The following is a 15243-nucleotide window of genomic DNA, read 5'->3' as shown; positions in this document are numbered from 1 at the left end:
CATCGCGCCAGGCCGCGTAGTAGGCGTAGACGGTGTTGTGCGACGGGAAGTCATGCGGCAGATATTTCCAGGCGATTCCTGTGCGGTTGACATACAGGATCGCGTTGAAGACGTCCCGTAGTTCGACTGACGCCGGTTGACCGGTGGGCCGGCGGTCGAGTCTGGCCTGCCGCCAGGTGGTTAAGGTGGGTTCGATTAAGGCCCAGCGGGCGTCGGATATGTCACTGGGGTACGGCTTCCGCTCGCTCATGGCGGAATTTCTACCCGATACGTGTGATCGGTAGTGGCCCTCGACCGGCCGGGAGCTTCTACCGCATTTCTAGACCAGACGGAATTCGAGCGTCATCTAATAATCAAACAGGCGCCCTCATCGGCGATGAGGAATGAGCAAATCTATACCTATAGGATGAAGAGCCCAAAAGCCTGCGACCACATAGCGGGCACATGCCAACGAGCCATGCCTAAACCCCCACTGAGAGTCCACCGGCTGCTCTCGGACCGCGCCTTCGACAAACTCGTCACCCGTACGTGACGCGGCCCGCCACTTCACCAGCAGCGCATGTCGCCGCTCCGGGCGGCCGGCATGGATGACATACTCGCGTACCGCTGATGTCGGTCAGGACCGCGAGTTCCGTGCCGAATCCGACGGCCAGCCGCCACAGTCGCGAGACCGTACGACAGCGTTACGAGCGACGCCCCCAGCGGCGCTTGGGCTTCTGCGAAGGCAGCGGCTGGATGGCGGTCACATCGGCGGGCGACTCGTCGGCGGGCGCCCCTTCGGCGAATGGCCTTTCGAGGGTAGGCCCTTCGAGGGTTTGCCCTCCGGCGCCAGGCCCTTGGACGCCAGGCCCTTCGATACCGGGTCGAGGCTGGCCGATGCCCTCCCATGGCTCGGCGTCGCCGGTCTCGGCGGCCGAGGCGGCGCCCAGCGGGCGCTCAGGCGAGTCTTCGTACGGACCGGCACCACCGGGCGGGATGTCCGCGGGCGGCTGCTCTGCCGGTACCAGAGCCTCGAACGGAGCCCGGTACGACTCCGCCTCGGGCTCGGGCCGGCTGAAGGCGTCGAAGTCCGACTTGGTCGGCTCCTGGCTGAAGGTGTCGAACTCGTCCGGATGCAGCACCACCGGCTCGCCCGCCGCCATGGGCGGCTGCGCGGGGCCGTAGCCGGGCTGGCCGTACATGTTCGGGTCCTGATACACCGCGCCGTACTGGACCTGTCCCCCCGGATAGGTCTGTACGGGAACGAAACTGATGATCGGCGCGTACGCCGTACCGCCCGGATAACCGGGCGCCGCGAAACCGGCAGTGGCATAGCCGGGACCCGCCGGATAGCCGGTCCCTCCCGGTCCACCGGGGACTCCCGGGAAGCCGGGCTGGCCCGGGCCGCCCTGGGGACCCGCCTTGCGCACAGCCGCCGCGTGGGCCATCCGGCGCAGCCGTCCCTCGAAGATGAGCACCGCGAACAGCACCAGCAGCACCAGCACGAGCGCCGGGATGCTGAGCTGCTGGGTCAGCGTCCGCTGGTCGTACTCGGGGGCCGCGTTACGCAGCTCGAGCGGGACCGACTCCTCCGTCGAGCTCTCCGTCAGGCTCGGCGACGGCGTCGTCGAAGGGGTCTCGACGGGCGCCACGCTCGGCAGGACGACGCCCGAGTCCGTGGGCTCGGGCGTGGACGAGGTGGCGGTCGTGGGCGGCACCTCCACGCTCTGCGTGGGTAACGGCTGCAGCTGCGTAGGCGTGGGCGTGGTCTTGGGCGTGCTGGGGGTCGAGCTCGGCGTCTTCGAGCGCTTCGGGGTGCTCGTCTTCGTCGTCGTCTTCGTGGGCGCGGTGACGGTCTTGGTGATCGTCGTTTCCGGGTCCGGAGTGGGGGTGTCCATCGTCGTGGTGACCGTGACGGTGGTCTCCGGCGTGGTGTCGCACACCTCGCCGGCCTCACAGGGCTCGACGGCGGGGTCGTAGGCGACTGCGGAGGCGCTCGCGCTCTGGATGACGAAGGGGACCGCACCGGCACCCGTCAGCCCTAAGGCCAGGATCAGTGCGGACACGGCCGTCGCTCGCGTACGTGCCACCTGTGCCCTCCGCGCAGTCCCGAAACCATGGTCAAGGGAATCCTAGCCGGGTAAAAGTAGCAGTAAAGACGGAATTACAACACCTTTCGCCGCAATCGCGCCCGTTGCGCCCTGGCGACCAGCCACAGCCCGCCGAGCAGCACCGCGATCCCGCCCGCGACCCATGGCAGTCCGCGTACGCCTGCCAGGGGATTCACCCGCTCGGCCGGTTGATAGCGGTTACCCGGAATGGCGAAAGGCAGAGGCGGCCCAACTTCTTCGGCCGATGTCATAGCACCCCATCCGGTTCCCGCACCGGCACCGAAACCCGGAGTACCAAGTCCTGGGGTGCCACCTGCTGGGGCGCCGCCTTGTGGGGCGCCGCCGACTCTCGGAGTGCCGAGGCCCGACGTCGGCGGAGGGAGGACCTGAGGCAGCGTCAGTGCAGGCTCGCGCCGCAGCCCAGGCGCCGGGACCTGGACGGCCGTCCCGTTCGGTACGGTGCTGGACGCGCGCGCATGACCGGCCGCGACCATCCGCAGATCGGACTTCGCGGTGTGCCCATTCCTGGAGCGCACGCTTCCGGCGACCGCCGTCCCGTCCGGGCGAGCGTTCTCGGCGCCGCGCTTGACGCGCACCGCTCGGCCGCTCAGCGTGACGTCACCACGCGGGATCTCGACGAACGTCCCCGCGCTGTCATCGGCGGATTGCCCACGCACCGCCCCTTCTCCGCCCGTTGCCTTCGGCAGGGTCTGGGTGGAGGGCTTTGCCCCCTTCGAGAGTGCCTGGGCGGGCCTCTTCGTCCCCTGCGAGAGCGACTGGGCAGGCCTTTTCGTCCCCTGCGAAAGCGTGTGGGCGGGTCTTTTCGTCCCCTGCGAAAGCGTCTGGGCGGGTGTCTGCGTCCCCTTCGGCAGGGTCGCGACAGGTGCCGTCGGCCCCATCGGCACGGTCGCGACGGGTGCCGCCGGCCTGCCGCTCACCTGGACCGGCGCGCTCACTGGGGCCTTGACAGAGGTCGTGGCCGAACCGACGACGGTCTCGAAACCGCCGCCCGCCGTGTCACGCGCCCGAGCCGCCGCCGTGAGCACGACCTCCTTCGACCCGCCTGGCACGGTGAGCAGCACGTCCACGGATCGATCCCCCGCCGCATCCCCCAGCGCACACACCCGCGCCTCAGGGACCACACCCGGCACGACTCCGCCCCCTGGACGCATCCCGCCGGACGCGGCCACACCCTGCGCGGCTACACCCTGCGCCGCCACACCCGACGCGCTGACCGCTGGCGAGGTCGGCACCAGCGCCGTCCTCAGCGACGCGGCCAACGCCGACGATTGTCCGGACGCCAGGACGCCTCGCGACGCCGCCACCCCGGCGACCAGTCGCCCACCCACCGAGGCCTGTCCGTCAGCCGCCTCCCCAGCGGCGAGCGCGTTCAGCGCGGCTGTCCGAGCCGCCAGAGCGCCGCCCGACGCATGCACGCCACCCACCGACTGCCCACCCAGGACCGCCAGCCCACCGCCGGGAAGCGCCAGCCCACGCGCGGACGCCTGCCCACCCGGAACCGCCAGGCCACCCGCAACCGCCGACCCACCCGGAGACGCCAGCCCATCGGGAACCGCCGGCCCACCCGAGGACGTCGACCCGCCCGGAACCGCCCGCCCCTCAACCGCCTGATCCCCCGGCCCACCAACAACTCCCGGACTCGCGTCAAACAGCCCACCAGCAGGCAAGCTGGGGCACGTCATCGACGTCAGCGCCGGTGCCGGGCTGGTCGCCACCGCGAGCCGGGCGTCGCGGCCCATTCCCTCCAGGCTCACCCGAAACCGCAGGACATCCCCCGTACGCGCCCATCGCCCGATCTCGCCGGCATTGCCCAGCCGTTCGAAGACCAGCGCGATCCCAGCCCCTCCAGCGGCCCTGAAGACCTCGGCCGCCACGGGCTCGCACTGGATGCCCGTCAAAACCGACGCCCCCGCGAAGGCCAGTGCCCCCGCCACGATCCAGCCATGTCTGACCACGTCGCCTCCCCCCAGGCCGTGTGACATTACTCTCAGTAATCGTTATGTCACCCAGAGGAGATGGTTAACCCTGCCGGAGCAGATCTTCCACCGCTTTCATGACCGGCAGATCCGCCCCGAGCCACGCCACGTCGTAATACTCATCAGGCCCGAGCCACCGCAGCGCCAAGTGCTCCTTCGCCTCCGGCACGCCCCAGGCCAGGGACGCCAGCCAGGCCCGCATGACGTATCCCTCGGACAGCGGCCAGTCGCCGCCCACCCGCGCGCCCACGGACACGGTCACGCCGAGCTCCTCGCGGCACTCCCGGATCAGCGCCTCGACCTCGCCCTCGCCGGGATCCACCTTGCCGCCCGGGAACTCCCACCCGCCGGCGAGGGCGGGCGGCTCGGCCCGCTGCGCGGCGAGTACGTGCCCCTCCGAGGAGACGATCGCCGCCGCCACCACGATCACCGTCATGCCGTCACCACGATCACTGTCATGCCGCTACCGCGATCATTGTCATAGTGCGGCATTCTGCAGCTTCTTGAGCTGTTCGAGCACGTCGGGGTTCTGTAATGGACGGGTGAAACCCATAATATTGCCGCGCGCTTGATACGTCGTCACCTTGATCGGCCCGCACAGCGTGCAGCGGGCCTCCACCATCTTGCCTTTCGACACGATCATTCCGACATGCCCGGGATTGTCCGGCCCCGTGCCCGGCCCGGCGTTGAAGAACACCAGGTCGCCCGCCTGTTCGTCACCCTGCGAGATCTTCACGCCGAACGGCCACTGCCCGAACGTGGTCCGCGGGATCGACAGCCCCGCCGCCCGGTAGGCGGCGTAGATGATGCCCGAGCAGTCGAACGCGTCGGGCCCGGTCCCGCCCCATAGGTACGGCTTGCCGCGCTGCGCCAGCGCGAACTCCAGGATCTTGGCCACCACGTCACTCGGCGCGGCCTCGACCAGCGGGTCGTCGCAGGCCTCGTCGGCCTGCGGCGGCACCTCGACGTCACCGGACTTGGCGTAGCCCTTGGCGATCTGCTCGACCTGGTCGACATACCACCAGGCGCGGTTGTAGATGAACAGCGCCTGCCGTACCTTCTCCGGAGCGCCGTTGCGCTTGAGCATCTTCGCGGCGCCCAGGATCGCGTCGGCGGGGTTGTAGATGTCACCCACGCCGTCACCGTCGCCGTCGGAGGCGTACCCGTTGAACTTCGACGACATCGCGATCTGCGCCTTGCCACCCCACGTGCCGATCAGGAACTGCATCGGCCCGGCCGCGCCCGCGTAGTTGGTGCCGCTCTTGACGCCCGCCATGTTCGAGCGGCCGTGGTCGGTCTCGCGTTTGCCGACGGCGGCCAGGATGTTCCACTGGACGCCGATCTTCGTGCCGAACTTCTTGTACAGCTCCAGGTAGTCGGCCGGGATGTCGGAGGCGCCGGTGTCGGACACCTCCTGTACGGGCGTGTCGCCGTTGACGCAGTCGGTACGGGCAGTTGTCCCGCTGCCGAGGAACGACGGGATCGAGGTCATGAGCATCGGCGACATGATGACGACGGCGAGGAGCAGCACCCCGGCGGCTCCGACCGCCAGGGCGATGCGAGCGCGGGAGGTGTTCACCCCTGGGTGTCTCCGTCCTGGCCCGCGTCGGCGGGTTGCAGGTCGAAGACCCGCCAGTCGGCGCCCATCTGACTCACCGTGACCGCGTAGTCGTCCACGACCTGCTTGTTGCCGCTCTTGGCGGTGATCTGCTGCGTGCCGGTCACCACGAAGATGATGGACGACTTCTCGACCTGCCTGATCTCCTTCATCTTGGCCGTCCCCGCCGCCACGAGCTCGTCGGCGCGGTCGCGCTCGACGGTGCCGGGCGAGGTACGCGTCCTGGCGAGCACGTTGCCGAACTCGGCCGTGGTGAACACCTTGATCCGATCCACATAGGCCGAGGGCTCCTCGTCGTAACGGAACGTTCCGTACGCGGCGGTGAACCGCTCGGCCAGGTCGGCCGCCGCGGCGAGCTGCTCCTTGGTCATCGGCAGGTAGGAGTAAATGTCGAACGGCTTGCCGCTGGCGGTCGCCAGCGGCTTGCTCGGCGCGGCCGGTGAGACGGTCGTGGTGTGGCCGGCGGACGTCTGCCCTGTGCCCGGTTCGCTGGAGTCCGGCCACATCGTCAGGTAGATGCCGACGGCGGCGATGACCACCACGATGGCGGCGAAGGCGACGCCCCGCCTGTCACCCGGCTGCGCCATGATCAGTCCCTGTCCGGATTGCTGGGCTTGAGCCAGAACGGCACGGACGGCTCGCCCTCACCGGAGCCGCTGCCACGGCGGCTGCTCGGCAGCCAGAGCGGCGGCGCCTCCGAGGAGCGGCCCTTCGGCTCGTCGGCCGGGCGACGACCGCCTGAACCGCCACCACCGAACATCCCACCGCCGCCCGACGAACCGCGGCTCGCCGACCGGGACCCGCCAGAACCGCCGGAACCGCCGGAACCGCCGGAACCCCCCGAACCGCCGGAGCTACCAGAGCCACCCGAACGACCGGAGCCACTCAGCCAGGATCCACCCGACCGCGAGCCGCCCGACCCGCCGCCGAACCGCGTGCCACCGGACCTGGAGCCACCAGAGCCACCGGAGCCGCCCGCGCCACGACGTGACGCCCAGCCACCCCCGGAACGCCCGCCGAACCAGCCACCTCCGCCGGCCCCGCCACTTCCCGCCCCGGCACTCCCGGCACCGGCGCTCCCAGCACCGGCGGCGGACCCACCGGACGGGCCGCCCGACGGCCGCGCCCCACCGGGCGTCGGAGTGCCACGGGTACGGGTCGGCGTGCCGCTCAGGTTGAGCGGCGGCGCGGCCCCGGCACGCGGTGCGGGTACCTGCCGGCCCGCGGCCTTCCCGTCCTGCTTGTCGGTGTTCAGCGGCGCGGCCGTGGCGGGAACCCGGGTGCCGGACGCGGCCGCGCCCTCCGCGGTCTCCTGCCCACGGGCCCGGCCCTGGGCGACCGTGGACGCCGCCGCCGCGGTGCCCGCCGACGCGCCCATCGCGGCCGCCTGGATGAGCGGCTCGGCCTTGCGCGCACCCCATCGGCCGATCCTGGCCGCCGCCACCGGCGGCAGCGCCGAAGACGACCGCTCGAGTACGGAGGAGGACGCGGCGTCGCCGAGCATGCGCGTGGTCAGCGTGTGCCCGTTCATCGAGGCGAACAGGTGCTGGAACGGCCGCCGGTAGAAGAACACCGCGATCGTCAGCAGCGCCATGAACAGGATCTGCAGCCCCCACGGCATGGCGGTCGAGATGATCAGCGCATAGCCGTACACCAGCACGCCGAGCACGAGCGCGAGCACGGCCTGCCGGAGCAGCGTGCCGATCAACATCTCCACCCAGCGCATGGCGATGATCCGCCCGCTGCCCGGATGCACGCCGATCAGCAGGAACACCGGCCCGAGAATCAGCAGCAGCAGGAAGCCGACCTTCAGCACCAGCAGCGAGACCGCGACCAGGAAGATGAGCACCCCGGCGACCAGGGCGGCGATCAGCGCGCCGATGGCCACGCCGAGCCTGCTGGTCCAGTCGCGACCGGAGAAGATCATGTAGCGGGAGTCGTTCTTGAGCTTCTCGGCGATCTCGGCGTACTTCGCCTGATGCGCGCCGACGTCCGGAGCCGGTTGGTTGGCCGTCGCGGCGGGGATCGACTGGGTCTCCAGCATCGTCCGGCCGAAGTCGCGCACGATCGGCTGGTTGGGGTCGGCGGTGCCGAACAGCCCCATCAGCCACGGCTTGCAGACCAGCGTGGACCACAGCGCCTCGGCGTTCTGGTCGACGCCGGGCGTGCCGGTCTGGCCGTAGCCGCCCGCCTTGACCTCCGGGTTCGTCTGGCCGGGGCCGGGCAGGCAGGAGGCGCCGCCCGCGCCGGGCAGGCCGGAGAAGGCCGAGTTGACGACCTCGCCGGTCTTGTCCGTGACGATCGTGCCGAGGCCGGTGAAGTCGCCGGGCCGGCTGAAGAACCAGGTCGCGACCGTGACCGCGAGCACCATCCAGATCACGCCTTCGGCGGTGGTGGTGGCCCGCTTGCGGATCAGTCCGTACCAGGCCAGCCAGATGGCGCCGAGGATGACGAGCGGCCGCAGCAGCGGCCAGTACATGGCGTTGGACAGGTTCGTCACGATGTCATCGACCACGTCCTTGATGGACTGCAGCGGCCCTTCCGTGGCCGCTGCCTGGTAGGTGGTGATGGTCACCCGGTCGATCGCCTTGGCCCACAGGAAAATCGTGTTGGCCCAGGTGTTGCCGAGCACCGCGGCGAAGTCGGAGCAGCCCAGATCGTAGGTGTGCCAGAACTGGCCGCTCATGCCGAACTGGGCGTAGTTGGTGGTCGGCGCCGGCGCCGCGCCGCCTTCGGGCGCGGGCGGCTGCATCATGCCGTCGGAGCCGCTGCCGATCACCTCGGGAGCGAGCGCGCCGGACAGGTCGCAGGGGCCCGCGGCGGTGGCGGGTGAGAGCGCGCCCACCACGATCGGCACCACGAGGATGCCCACGAGCAGCGCCAGGGCGAGCGCGAGCCGCCTGGGTAGCCGGATCTTCATGACCGCACCTCCTGCGCTCTGCCGCCCACTCCCCCTTGAAGATCATGATGCCCGTTGTCGCTGGGTTTGTCGTGTGTCGGATTGGTGTCGAGCCAGCGGAGCAGGTCTTCGGAGATCAGGTCTACTCCGATGCGGCCCGCCCTGCCATCCAGATCGCGGAAAATGCATTCGCCGTTGCCGAGCGATCTCAGCACCGCCTTGTGCTCTTCCGATGCCTCCACGCCTAGCAGGGACATCACGTGCTCGACCTCCACCCGCTCGGTGGACCTGAACGCGAAGACCGAGGACAGACAGTTGGTGACCTGCTCGTTCAGCAGGTCACCGGCATTCTGTGAGACGAGCACCAGCGCGGTGTTGCGAGAACGACCCATGCGGCTGACCTCCGGCACCAGCTTCGCACCCTCCGGCGTGGACGTGATCGCCCATGCCTCGTCCAAGAAGATCGCCTTGGGCGCGCGGCGGTCCAGGCTGTTCATCAGCCGCCGGGCGAACTGGGAGACCAGATAGAGCAGCGCGACCGACAGCCGCTGCTCGTAGGAGTAGTCGTCGCGGCCCGTCGCCACGTCGGGCAGCGTCAGGCCGCCGAGCGTGAACACGGTCGTCCAGCCCTCGGTGTCGACCTGGTCGCCACCTGAGGGGTCGAAGCAGAGCTTGGCCAGCCGCATCTCCGACATGGAGCGGAGTACGGCGCCGAGGTTCTTGGAGGCGGCGTCCGTGGACTGCTCCAAGAACTCCACCACCTTGCCGAGCGACGGGTCCACGCCGTTGGACACTGCCGCGACGGCCTGGATCATCGCCGACTCGCGTTCCTCCGACATCCGGGGCAGAAGCAGGCGCAGCGTCTCCGTGGCCATGGTCTTCTTGGCCGCGATGTCGTCGCCGAACGAGAACGGGTCGAGCAGGCCGGGGGCGGCCGAGCCGAGCGGGATGACGCGGGCCTTGCGCTCGCGCTTCTGCAGCAGCTGCACCAGCGATTCGGCGTCGCCCTTGGGGTCGATCACGGCCACGGTGACGCCGCGCAGCGCCATCTGGTAGATCATCAGCAGCGCGAGCGTGGTCTTGCCGCCACCGGGCTCGCCGGTGATCGCGATGGCCGTCGGCCGGTTGCGGGTGGCCGCGACCAGCGGGTCGAAGTGCACGATGCTGCGGGCCCGGCCGACGGTCTCCCCGATGTACGGCCCGAGCCAGCCCTCGCTGCCGTCGCCCAGCCGGTCGCCCAGGTCCACGGTCGCCGTGGCCATGCCACCGGCGATCGTGCGCAGCGGCTGCCGCTGGGCATAGGCGTTGACCCTGACCTTCTCGCCCGGCAGCGCCTCGCAGAACAGCGAGAACTGGTCGCCCGTCGAGTTGACCACGTCGATGCCCATGTCACGGTAGTGCTCGACGACCGCTTCGACCCGCTGTACGCACATGTCCTCGGTCGGGGCCGACACGATCAGCCGGTGCCAGCCGTACACGAAGGGCAGCCGCTCCTTCGTGATGCCGTGCTCCAGCATGCGCGCCGCGTCGATCTGCTCGGCGAGCGCGAGCGGCGCCTCCGCGCCGGCCTCGCGGATGTGGATGTCCATGTCGCGCGCGTGCGCGAGCTTGCGCGCGACATCCTTCGACGCCTTGACCGGCGGGATCAGCCGCATCCGCGACGAGATCTCGACGGGGAAGGGCAGCTGGTCGGCGAAGTGCAGCCACGGCTCGCCGTCCGGGAACGGCATGATGTCCGGGAAGCGGGCGAACGACAGCTGCGCGACATAGGAGTCGCCCTGCGGCTGCACGATGCGCAGCAGCGACCTGCCGTTGTGGATCTCACCCTCGACCAGCGACTCGATCTCGCCCTTGCCCCAGCGCCGCTTCGGGCTCGCCGACGGCGGCGGATCGCCGAGCGCGCCCGCGGCCGAGTGCTGGAACAGCCACGCCACCTCCACGGAGGTGGCATGCCTGGCGTAGAGGGCGCTGGAGGCGAGTGCCCGGCCCAGGCGTTCGGCCTGCTCGGTCCACCTGGCGATCTCGCCCTCCGGCACATGGTCGTCCTCGAGCCCGAGTGCCTTCTCCGTACGCTGGTAGAAGCCGAAGAGCTGCCCCAGCACGCCCGCGCCCACCTGCTTGCCCCGGGGGCCGAGGCGGACGCCGATGTAGACCTCCTTGGACCAGAAGTCCTTGGCCCACACGTGCCGGTACATCTCCTCCAGATAGTCGCGCCAGCCCGACCCCTCGTCGGAGGTGGCGTTGAGCGCCATCGCCCATTCGGCCGCGGGATAGGTGCGGTGCGCGACCCTCAGGTGTACCTCGGCGTCGGGCATCCGGATCGTGGCCAGCGCGATCGTGATGTTGGTGGCCAGCGCCTCACGCTCTTCGGGCGTGACGAACTCGTAGCTGATCGTCGGAAGGCGGAAATACGCCCATGCGCAGGTGTTGGTGAGCAGGATGCGGTCGTCGAAATAGCGGACCGCCAGGCGCTGATGCGCTCGGGACCCCCTGCTCATGCCGCCCCCTCGGCGCATGAACAAGTCAGACCTGCTCGCATGTTCACTTATCGCTCACCGATTCTCGTGCCCGGGGGGTCACTCGCCAACTCCTCTTCGCTCGGACGGACCGTCTGTGCCGCAAAGCCCGCGACCACGACCCCGGCGAGGGCGAGGTAGGCCCGCCGCCCGGCCGCGCGCAACTGCCCAGGATCGACCACCCCGTCGCCGCCCGGCGCCAGGTCGTCCTCCCAGGGGACCCTGACGATGGCCCGGCACCTGCCGCTGGCCACCGACTCCGCCTGCTCGACATCGGCCATCGAACGCCTGCTCACGCCGTTGACCACCATGACCGCCCGCCTGCGCAGGTCCGCGCAGCCGTGCCCGTCGAGCCACTCGTACGTCATCGCCACCGCCTCGGGCGCCTCCTCACTCGCGGGGACCACCAGGACCAGCTGGTCGGCGTACGGGAGCACGCGAGCCGCGAGCGCGGCGGCCGGGTCCAGGACGGCCAGCTTGTAGTGCCGGTCGAGCAGGTGCATGGCCTGGCCCAGCCGGTGGTCGGAGAACAGCGTCCGGTCGGCCAGCCGCTGCTCGGCGTCCGCGTCGGTGTCGGCGCCGATCACCTCGAGCCCCGACCCGGTGCGGGTGGTGTAGCCCCGCATGGTCAGGTAGCCGCTCACTCGCTCGAGCCCCGCCAGCAGCGAGGCCAGCGTCTCGGGGGTCTCCGGGTCGATCCTGCTGGTCAGGGTGTTGCCACCGGTGTTGGCGTCGATGGCCACGACCCGGTCGTCGCGGTATTGGGCGAAGGTGTGTCCCAGCATCAGCGCCGTCGTGCTCTGCCCGGCGCCACCGGTGCAGCCGAGCACCACGACCCGGCGGCTGCCGCTGAACACCGCCCTCGTCCGGGCCTCGTCGATCTCCGATCCGTCGGTCCGCACGCTGCCGCCGCCGACGACCACCTGCGCGATCCGCCGCCAGCCACCGGAGTCGCGGCCGACCACTGACTCGACCCGCCGCACCCGCTCGCCCGGCGTGGGCCCCTGGGTGATCTGCCTGGCCGCGGGCGCCCGCCGGACCTGCTCACTCTGCTCGCCTTCGAACGGCCCGCTGGCCGCTGCCTCGTCCGCGTACGCCCTGCTGACCGCTGCCTCGTCCGCGTACGTCCCGCTGCCGCTTGCCGGCGCGGCTCGCTCGCCCTTCGCGGGGCCGATCCCTTGACGGCCTCGCTCGCTCCTCGCCAGGCCGTTCTCCTGACGGGCCCGCTCACTCTTGGCGGGGCCGATCTCGTGGACGGACGCGGTGGTCTCGGACTCGTGGGCGGACGCGGTGGTCGCGGGGTCGGGTACGGACGCGGTGGTCGCGGGGTCGCCGCGTCCCACGGGGGCCGTCCCGGTCTTCTGGGCCTCGTCGTCGCGTGTCACCGGCCGGATGAACCGCACCGGCTTGCTGTCGGGGCTGAGCGGCGGCCAGAGCCGTTGCACGTCCGGGAACACGAGCGGCGGGCTCTGCCTGGGCGGCTTCCCCTTCCGGTGCTGGTCCCGCGCCACCTCATCCGCCCCGGTCGCGCGCACCTCTTCGGAACCGGTCGCGCGCACCTCTTCGGGGTCGGCGGCGCGCACTTCCTCGGAACCGGTCGCACGCACCTCTTCGTGGTCGGCGCCGTCGTCGCGCCGTGATCCCTCTTCATTCCGGCCCACTCGCGAGGACCCGCCTGCCTCCGCCACTCCACCGGCCACGGCCTCACGAGCCGCGGCTTCGGTGTGCGGCGCCTCCGCGCGGGTCACGTCTTCGGAGGGGGTCGCGTCAGCGGGAGCCGCCTCAGCACGGGCCGCCTCGCTGGACGCCGTCGTGTCGGCGCTCGCCGCCAACCTGCGCAGCCGCCGCAGCGCCTCCGTGTCGATCGGCTTCCCGGCCACACGGGGGGCGTCTTCACTGCCCCTGTCGATCGGCCTCTCGGCCGTCCGGGCGACGTCGTCGCCGCTCCTGTCGATCGGCCTTCCGGCTCCGCGGGCGACATCTTCGCCGCCCCCGTCCCCCTGTACGGCGATCAGCGGTGGCTCCGTCGGCCGTGAACTGCTCTCAGCGGCCTTGCCCGCTCTGGGCCCCACACCCGATGTCTGGTCCGCCGAAGAGCCCTTCGTGGCCGGCCGTGAGCCCATCGCGAGGGTCTTGTCCGGGCGTACAGAGGACTCGGGCTGGAGTGCCGGCGGCTGGACCGCCGGCTCGGTGCCCAGGGCGGGCGCGGTGCCGCGGCGCGTGACCGAGCCCCAGCCGGGGCGGGCGGGCCTGGGCTCGGCGACCGGGGCCTGGGCGGCCGCCGCGGCGGCGGCCGCGACCGCAGGGCGGACCTGGCGCGGCCCGGTCACCGGCTCGGCGCCGACAGCCCGCCTGGTCTCGGTGGCGAGCGCCAGCTCGGCGCGGCGCTTGCGCTGGGGCTGGCGGGCCTTGCGCGGCGCCTTGACCCGCTTGGGCGTGACCCGCCAGACGCGTCCCGCGAAGGTGACCATCTCGGGCTCGGAAGTCGGCGCCATCCGGCACCAGGCCCGCGGCTCGCCCACGTAGCGCAGCTGCGACTGCAGGAGCTCGGTCAAACGCTTGCTCTCGATCACCGGGCGGGTGGACAGCCAGGTGACGACACCCGGTGGCACCAGGTAAAGCACATGCCATGGTGCGGCGAAAGGGATGTGCAGGAGCATGAGGAGCAGGGACCATGGAGCCAGGACGCCGACGAACACGCCGATCCACACGATCGGGAGGGGCATCGGCAGCCGTAGGTCGTACAGCTTGTAGAGCCGCTTCTCAATTCGCCAGATATTGGTATACGTGGGCAGGTCCACGCGGTCCTCCTCTCCACCCGCTCGTACAATGACCGCCCTTGAGCGGTCTCAACCCTTTACTTGATGCCCAGTGCTCCCGCGATCGCCTTCGCCGTCACCTCGATGATGTTGGGCACGTAGAAGATCACGCCGATGGCGATGGCCAGGATGAGGAACTGCACGAACCTCGTGATCTCGCGCGTGAAGAGGAAGAAGAGCGCGACCACGGAGACGACGACGAGGAAGAGCGGGGCGAAGAAGGCCCGCAGGAAGTTGGCGAGCCCCGCGGAGTCGATGCCGGTGGGGGCGGGCGTTGGCGTCATTTCGATCATGTTGAGCACTATCGTTTTCAAGATCACTTCTTTGTCCTCCCGGGGGTACCGATCAACAGGGCGTTCGTGCGTCTACCCAACGGCCCGACCGGCACCGCGGATGTCGTCGACGTACCACTTGTCGCCCTGCTTCTCGACGGTGAGGCGATATGCCTGCTCCAGGCGGGCGCCGGCCGCGTCGGCGGCGTCCGGTTCGGCCGACGGCGTCGCGCCGCTCGGCACGCTCCACACCACGACCACCTGGATCTCTCGAGTGGCGCCCCCCACAGGCACCACGATGTCCTTGAGCTCGGCGAAGGTGAAGGCGCCGCCGAAACTCGCGATGCTCTTGCCCGCGGCGACATAACGCTGCAATCCCGTCGTGTCGCCTGAGCCGTAGTTCTTGAAGAAGTCCTCCAGCTGCGGCTTGAGCTCGGCGGCGACGGCGTCGTCGTTCTCGGGCTTGGCGAGCTGGGGCAGATCCGCCCGGCCGGGCGCGGGCAGTATGGCGGGCCGGCCGGAGACGACGAACCTGCCGCCGCCGTCGGCCGAGTAGTAGATCGGGACCGACAGCATCATCCGGCGGGAGCCCGACTGGAAGGCCACGGTGACGATCGCGTCGCTGGCGCTGGTGGCCTCGATGTCGTAGGGCTGGATCGCGACGGCGGCCAGCTTGCCGTTGCCGTCCCAGCCCATCTGCTGATCCATGCCGTCCGCCAGGAACGCGGCCAGCTTGCCCGCCCTGCTCTGCGCGTCGGCGGGCGTGAAATTCAGATAGACGCCGGCGAACTGGGCCGCGAACGCCATGCCGCGGTCGACCGGGAATCCGTGATTGGCCACGGGCGCCTCATTCGGAGCCGCCGCGCCACTCTGAGTAAACCTCTCAAATGGGGCACGGACCCCATTGACCACGATAACTACAATAAGCGCCCAGAGAACGATTCGGCCGGTCCACACCAGCCATCTCCCGCCGGCACCAGACCAGCCGCCACGGCGCGGCCTGCGGGCAGGCGACACGTCGAAGTCGGCCAT

11 protein-coding genes are annotated in these 15243 nt (G+C 70.4%); all 11 read right to left on the bottom strand.

The window, feature by feature from the left end; all coding sequences use genetic code 11:
• The coding region (locus LDL49_RS32145) for a transposase (RefSeq protein WP_225296539.1) at positions 1 to 250 on the bottom strand (250 nt) is incomplete at its 3' end.
• Positions 251 to 683: 433 nt separating this feature from the next.
• Positions 684 to 2069, bottom strand: coding sequence for a hypothetical protein (locus tag LDL49_RS32140; protein WP_225296538.1), 1386 nt, complete (start codon positions 2067 to 2069; stop codon positions 684 to 686).
• Between the two features lie 74 nt (positions 2070 to 2143).
• A complete protein-coding gene (locus LDL49_RS32135) occupies positions 2144 to 4066 on the bottom strand; it encodes a TrbL/VirB6 family protein (RefSeq protein ID WP_225296536.1) in 1923 nt (640 codons plus the stop codon).
• Between the two features lie 64 nt (positions 4067 to 4130).
• Positions 4131 to 4523: a (deoxy)nucleoside triphosphate pyrophosphohydrolase gene (locus tag LDL49_RS32130; protein ID WP_225296534.1), complete on the bottom strand. Its 393-nt coding sequence runs from the start codon at positions 4521 to 4523 to the stop codon at positions 4131 to 4133.
• A gap of 42 nt (positions 4524 to 4565) precedes the next feature.
• Positions 4566 to 5666 (bottom strand): C40 family peptidase, encoded by a 1101-nt coding sequence (locus LDL49_RS32125; protein WP_225296532.1) that lies wholly within the window; start codon positions 5664 to 5666, stop codon positions 4566 to 4568.
• Positions 5663 to 6292 (bottom strand): hypothetical protein, encoded by a 630-nt coding sequence (locus LDL49_RS32120; protein WP_225296529.1) that lies wholly within the window; start codon positions 6290 to 6292, stop codon positions 5663 to 5665. Before LDL49_RS32120 ends, LDL49_RS32125 begins: the two co-directional genes overlap by 4 nt.
• A 2-nt stretch (positions 6293 to 6294) precedes the next feature.
• A complete protein-coding gene (locus LDL49_RS32115) occupies positions 6295 to 8625 on the bottom strand; it encodes a type IV secretion system protein (protein WP_225296527.1) in 2331 nt (776 codons plus the stop codon).
• On the bottom strand, positions 8622 to 11102 hold the full coding sequence (locus tag LDL49_RS32110; protein WP_225296525.1) for an ATP-binding protein: 2481 nt from the start codon (positions 11100 to 11102) through the stop codon (positions 8622 to 8624). Before LDL49_RS32110 ends, LDL49_RS32115 begins: the two co-directional genes overlap by 4 nt.
• A 47-nt stretch (positions 11103 to 11149) precedes the next feature.
• The gene (locus tag LDL49_RS32105) at positions 11150 to 13921 is read right to left on the bottom strand and encodes a TcpE family conjugal transfer membrane protein (protein ID WP_225296523.1); all 2772 of its coding nucleotides are present in this window, start codon (positions 13919 to 13921) and stop codon (positions 11150 to 11152) included.
• 56 nt (positions 13922 to 13977) lie between these two features.
• Positions 13978 to 14232: a hypothetical protein gene (locus tag LDL49_RS32100; RefSeq protein WP_225296520.1), complete on the bottom strand. Its 255-nt coding sequence runs from the start codon at positions 14230 to 14232 to the stop codon at positions 13978 to 13980.
• Between the two features lie 72 nt (positions 14233 to 14304).
• A complete protein-coding gene (locus LDL49_RS32095; RefSeq protein WP_225296518.1) occupies positions 14305 to 15051 on the bottom strand; it encodes a conjugal transfer protein in 747 nt (248 codons plus the stop codon).
• Between the last annotated feature and the right edge of the window lie 192 nt (positions 15052 to 15243).

This window comes from Nonomuraea aurantiaca (assembly GCF_020215705.1).
GTDB classification, from domain to species: domain Bacteria; phylum Actinomycetota; class Actinomycetes; order Streptosporangiales; family Streptosporangiaceae; genus Nonomuraea; species Nonomuraea aurantiaca.
This window is presented reverse-complemented; position numbering and strand designations above follow the sequence as displayed.

What these genes read in the sequence shown, in the direction of transcription:
- LDL49_RS32100 (WP_225296520.1), bottom strand. Translation starts at nt 14,232, where the DNA reads ATGATCGAAATGACGCCAACGCCCGCCCCCACCGGCATCGACTCCGCG.
- LDL49_RS32115 (WP_225296527.1), bottom strand. Translation starts at nt 8,625, where the DNA reads ATGAAGATCCGGCTACCCAGGCGGCTCGCGCTCGCCCTGGCGCTGCTC.
- LDL49_RS32120 (WP_225296529.1), bottom strand. Translation starts at nt 6,292, where the DNA reads ATGGCGCAGCCGGGTGACAGGCGGGGCGTCGCCTTCGCCGCCATCGTG.
- LDL49_RS32130 (WP_225296534.1), bottom strand. Translation starts at nt 4,523, where the DNA reads ATGACGGTGATCGTGGTGGCGGCGGCGATCGTCTCCTCGGAGGGGCAC.
- LDL49_RS32110 (WP_225296525.1), bottom strand. Translation starts at nt 11,102, where the DNA reads ATGAGCAGGGGGTCCCGAGCGCATCAGCGCCTGGCGGTCCGCTATTTC.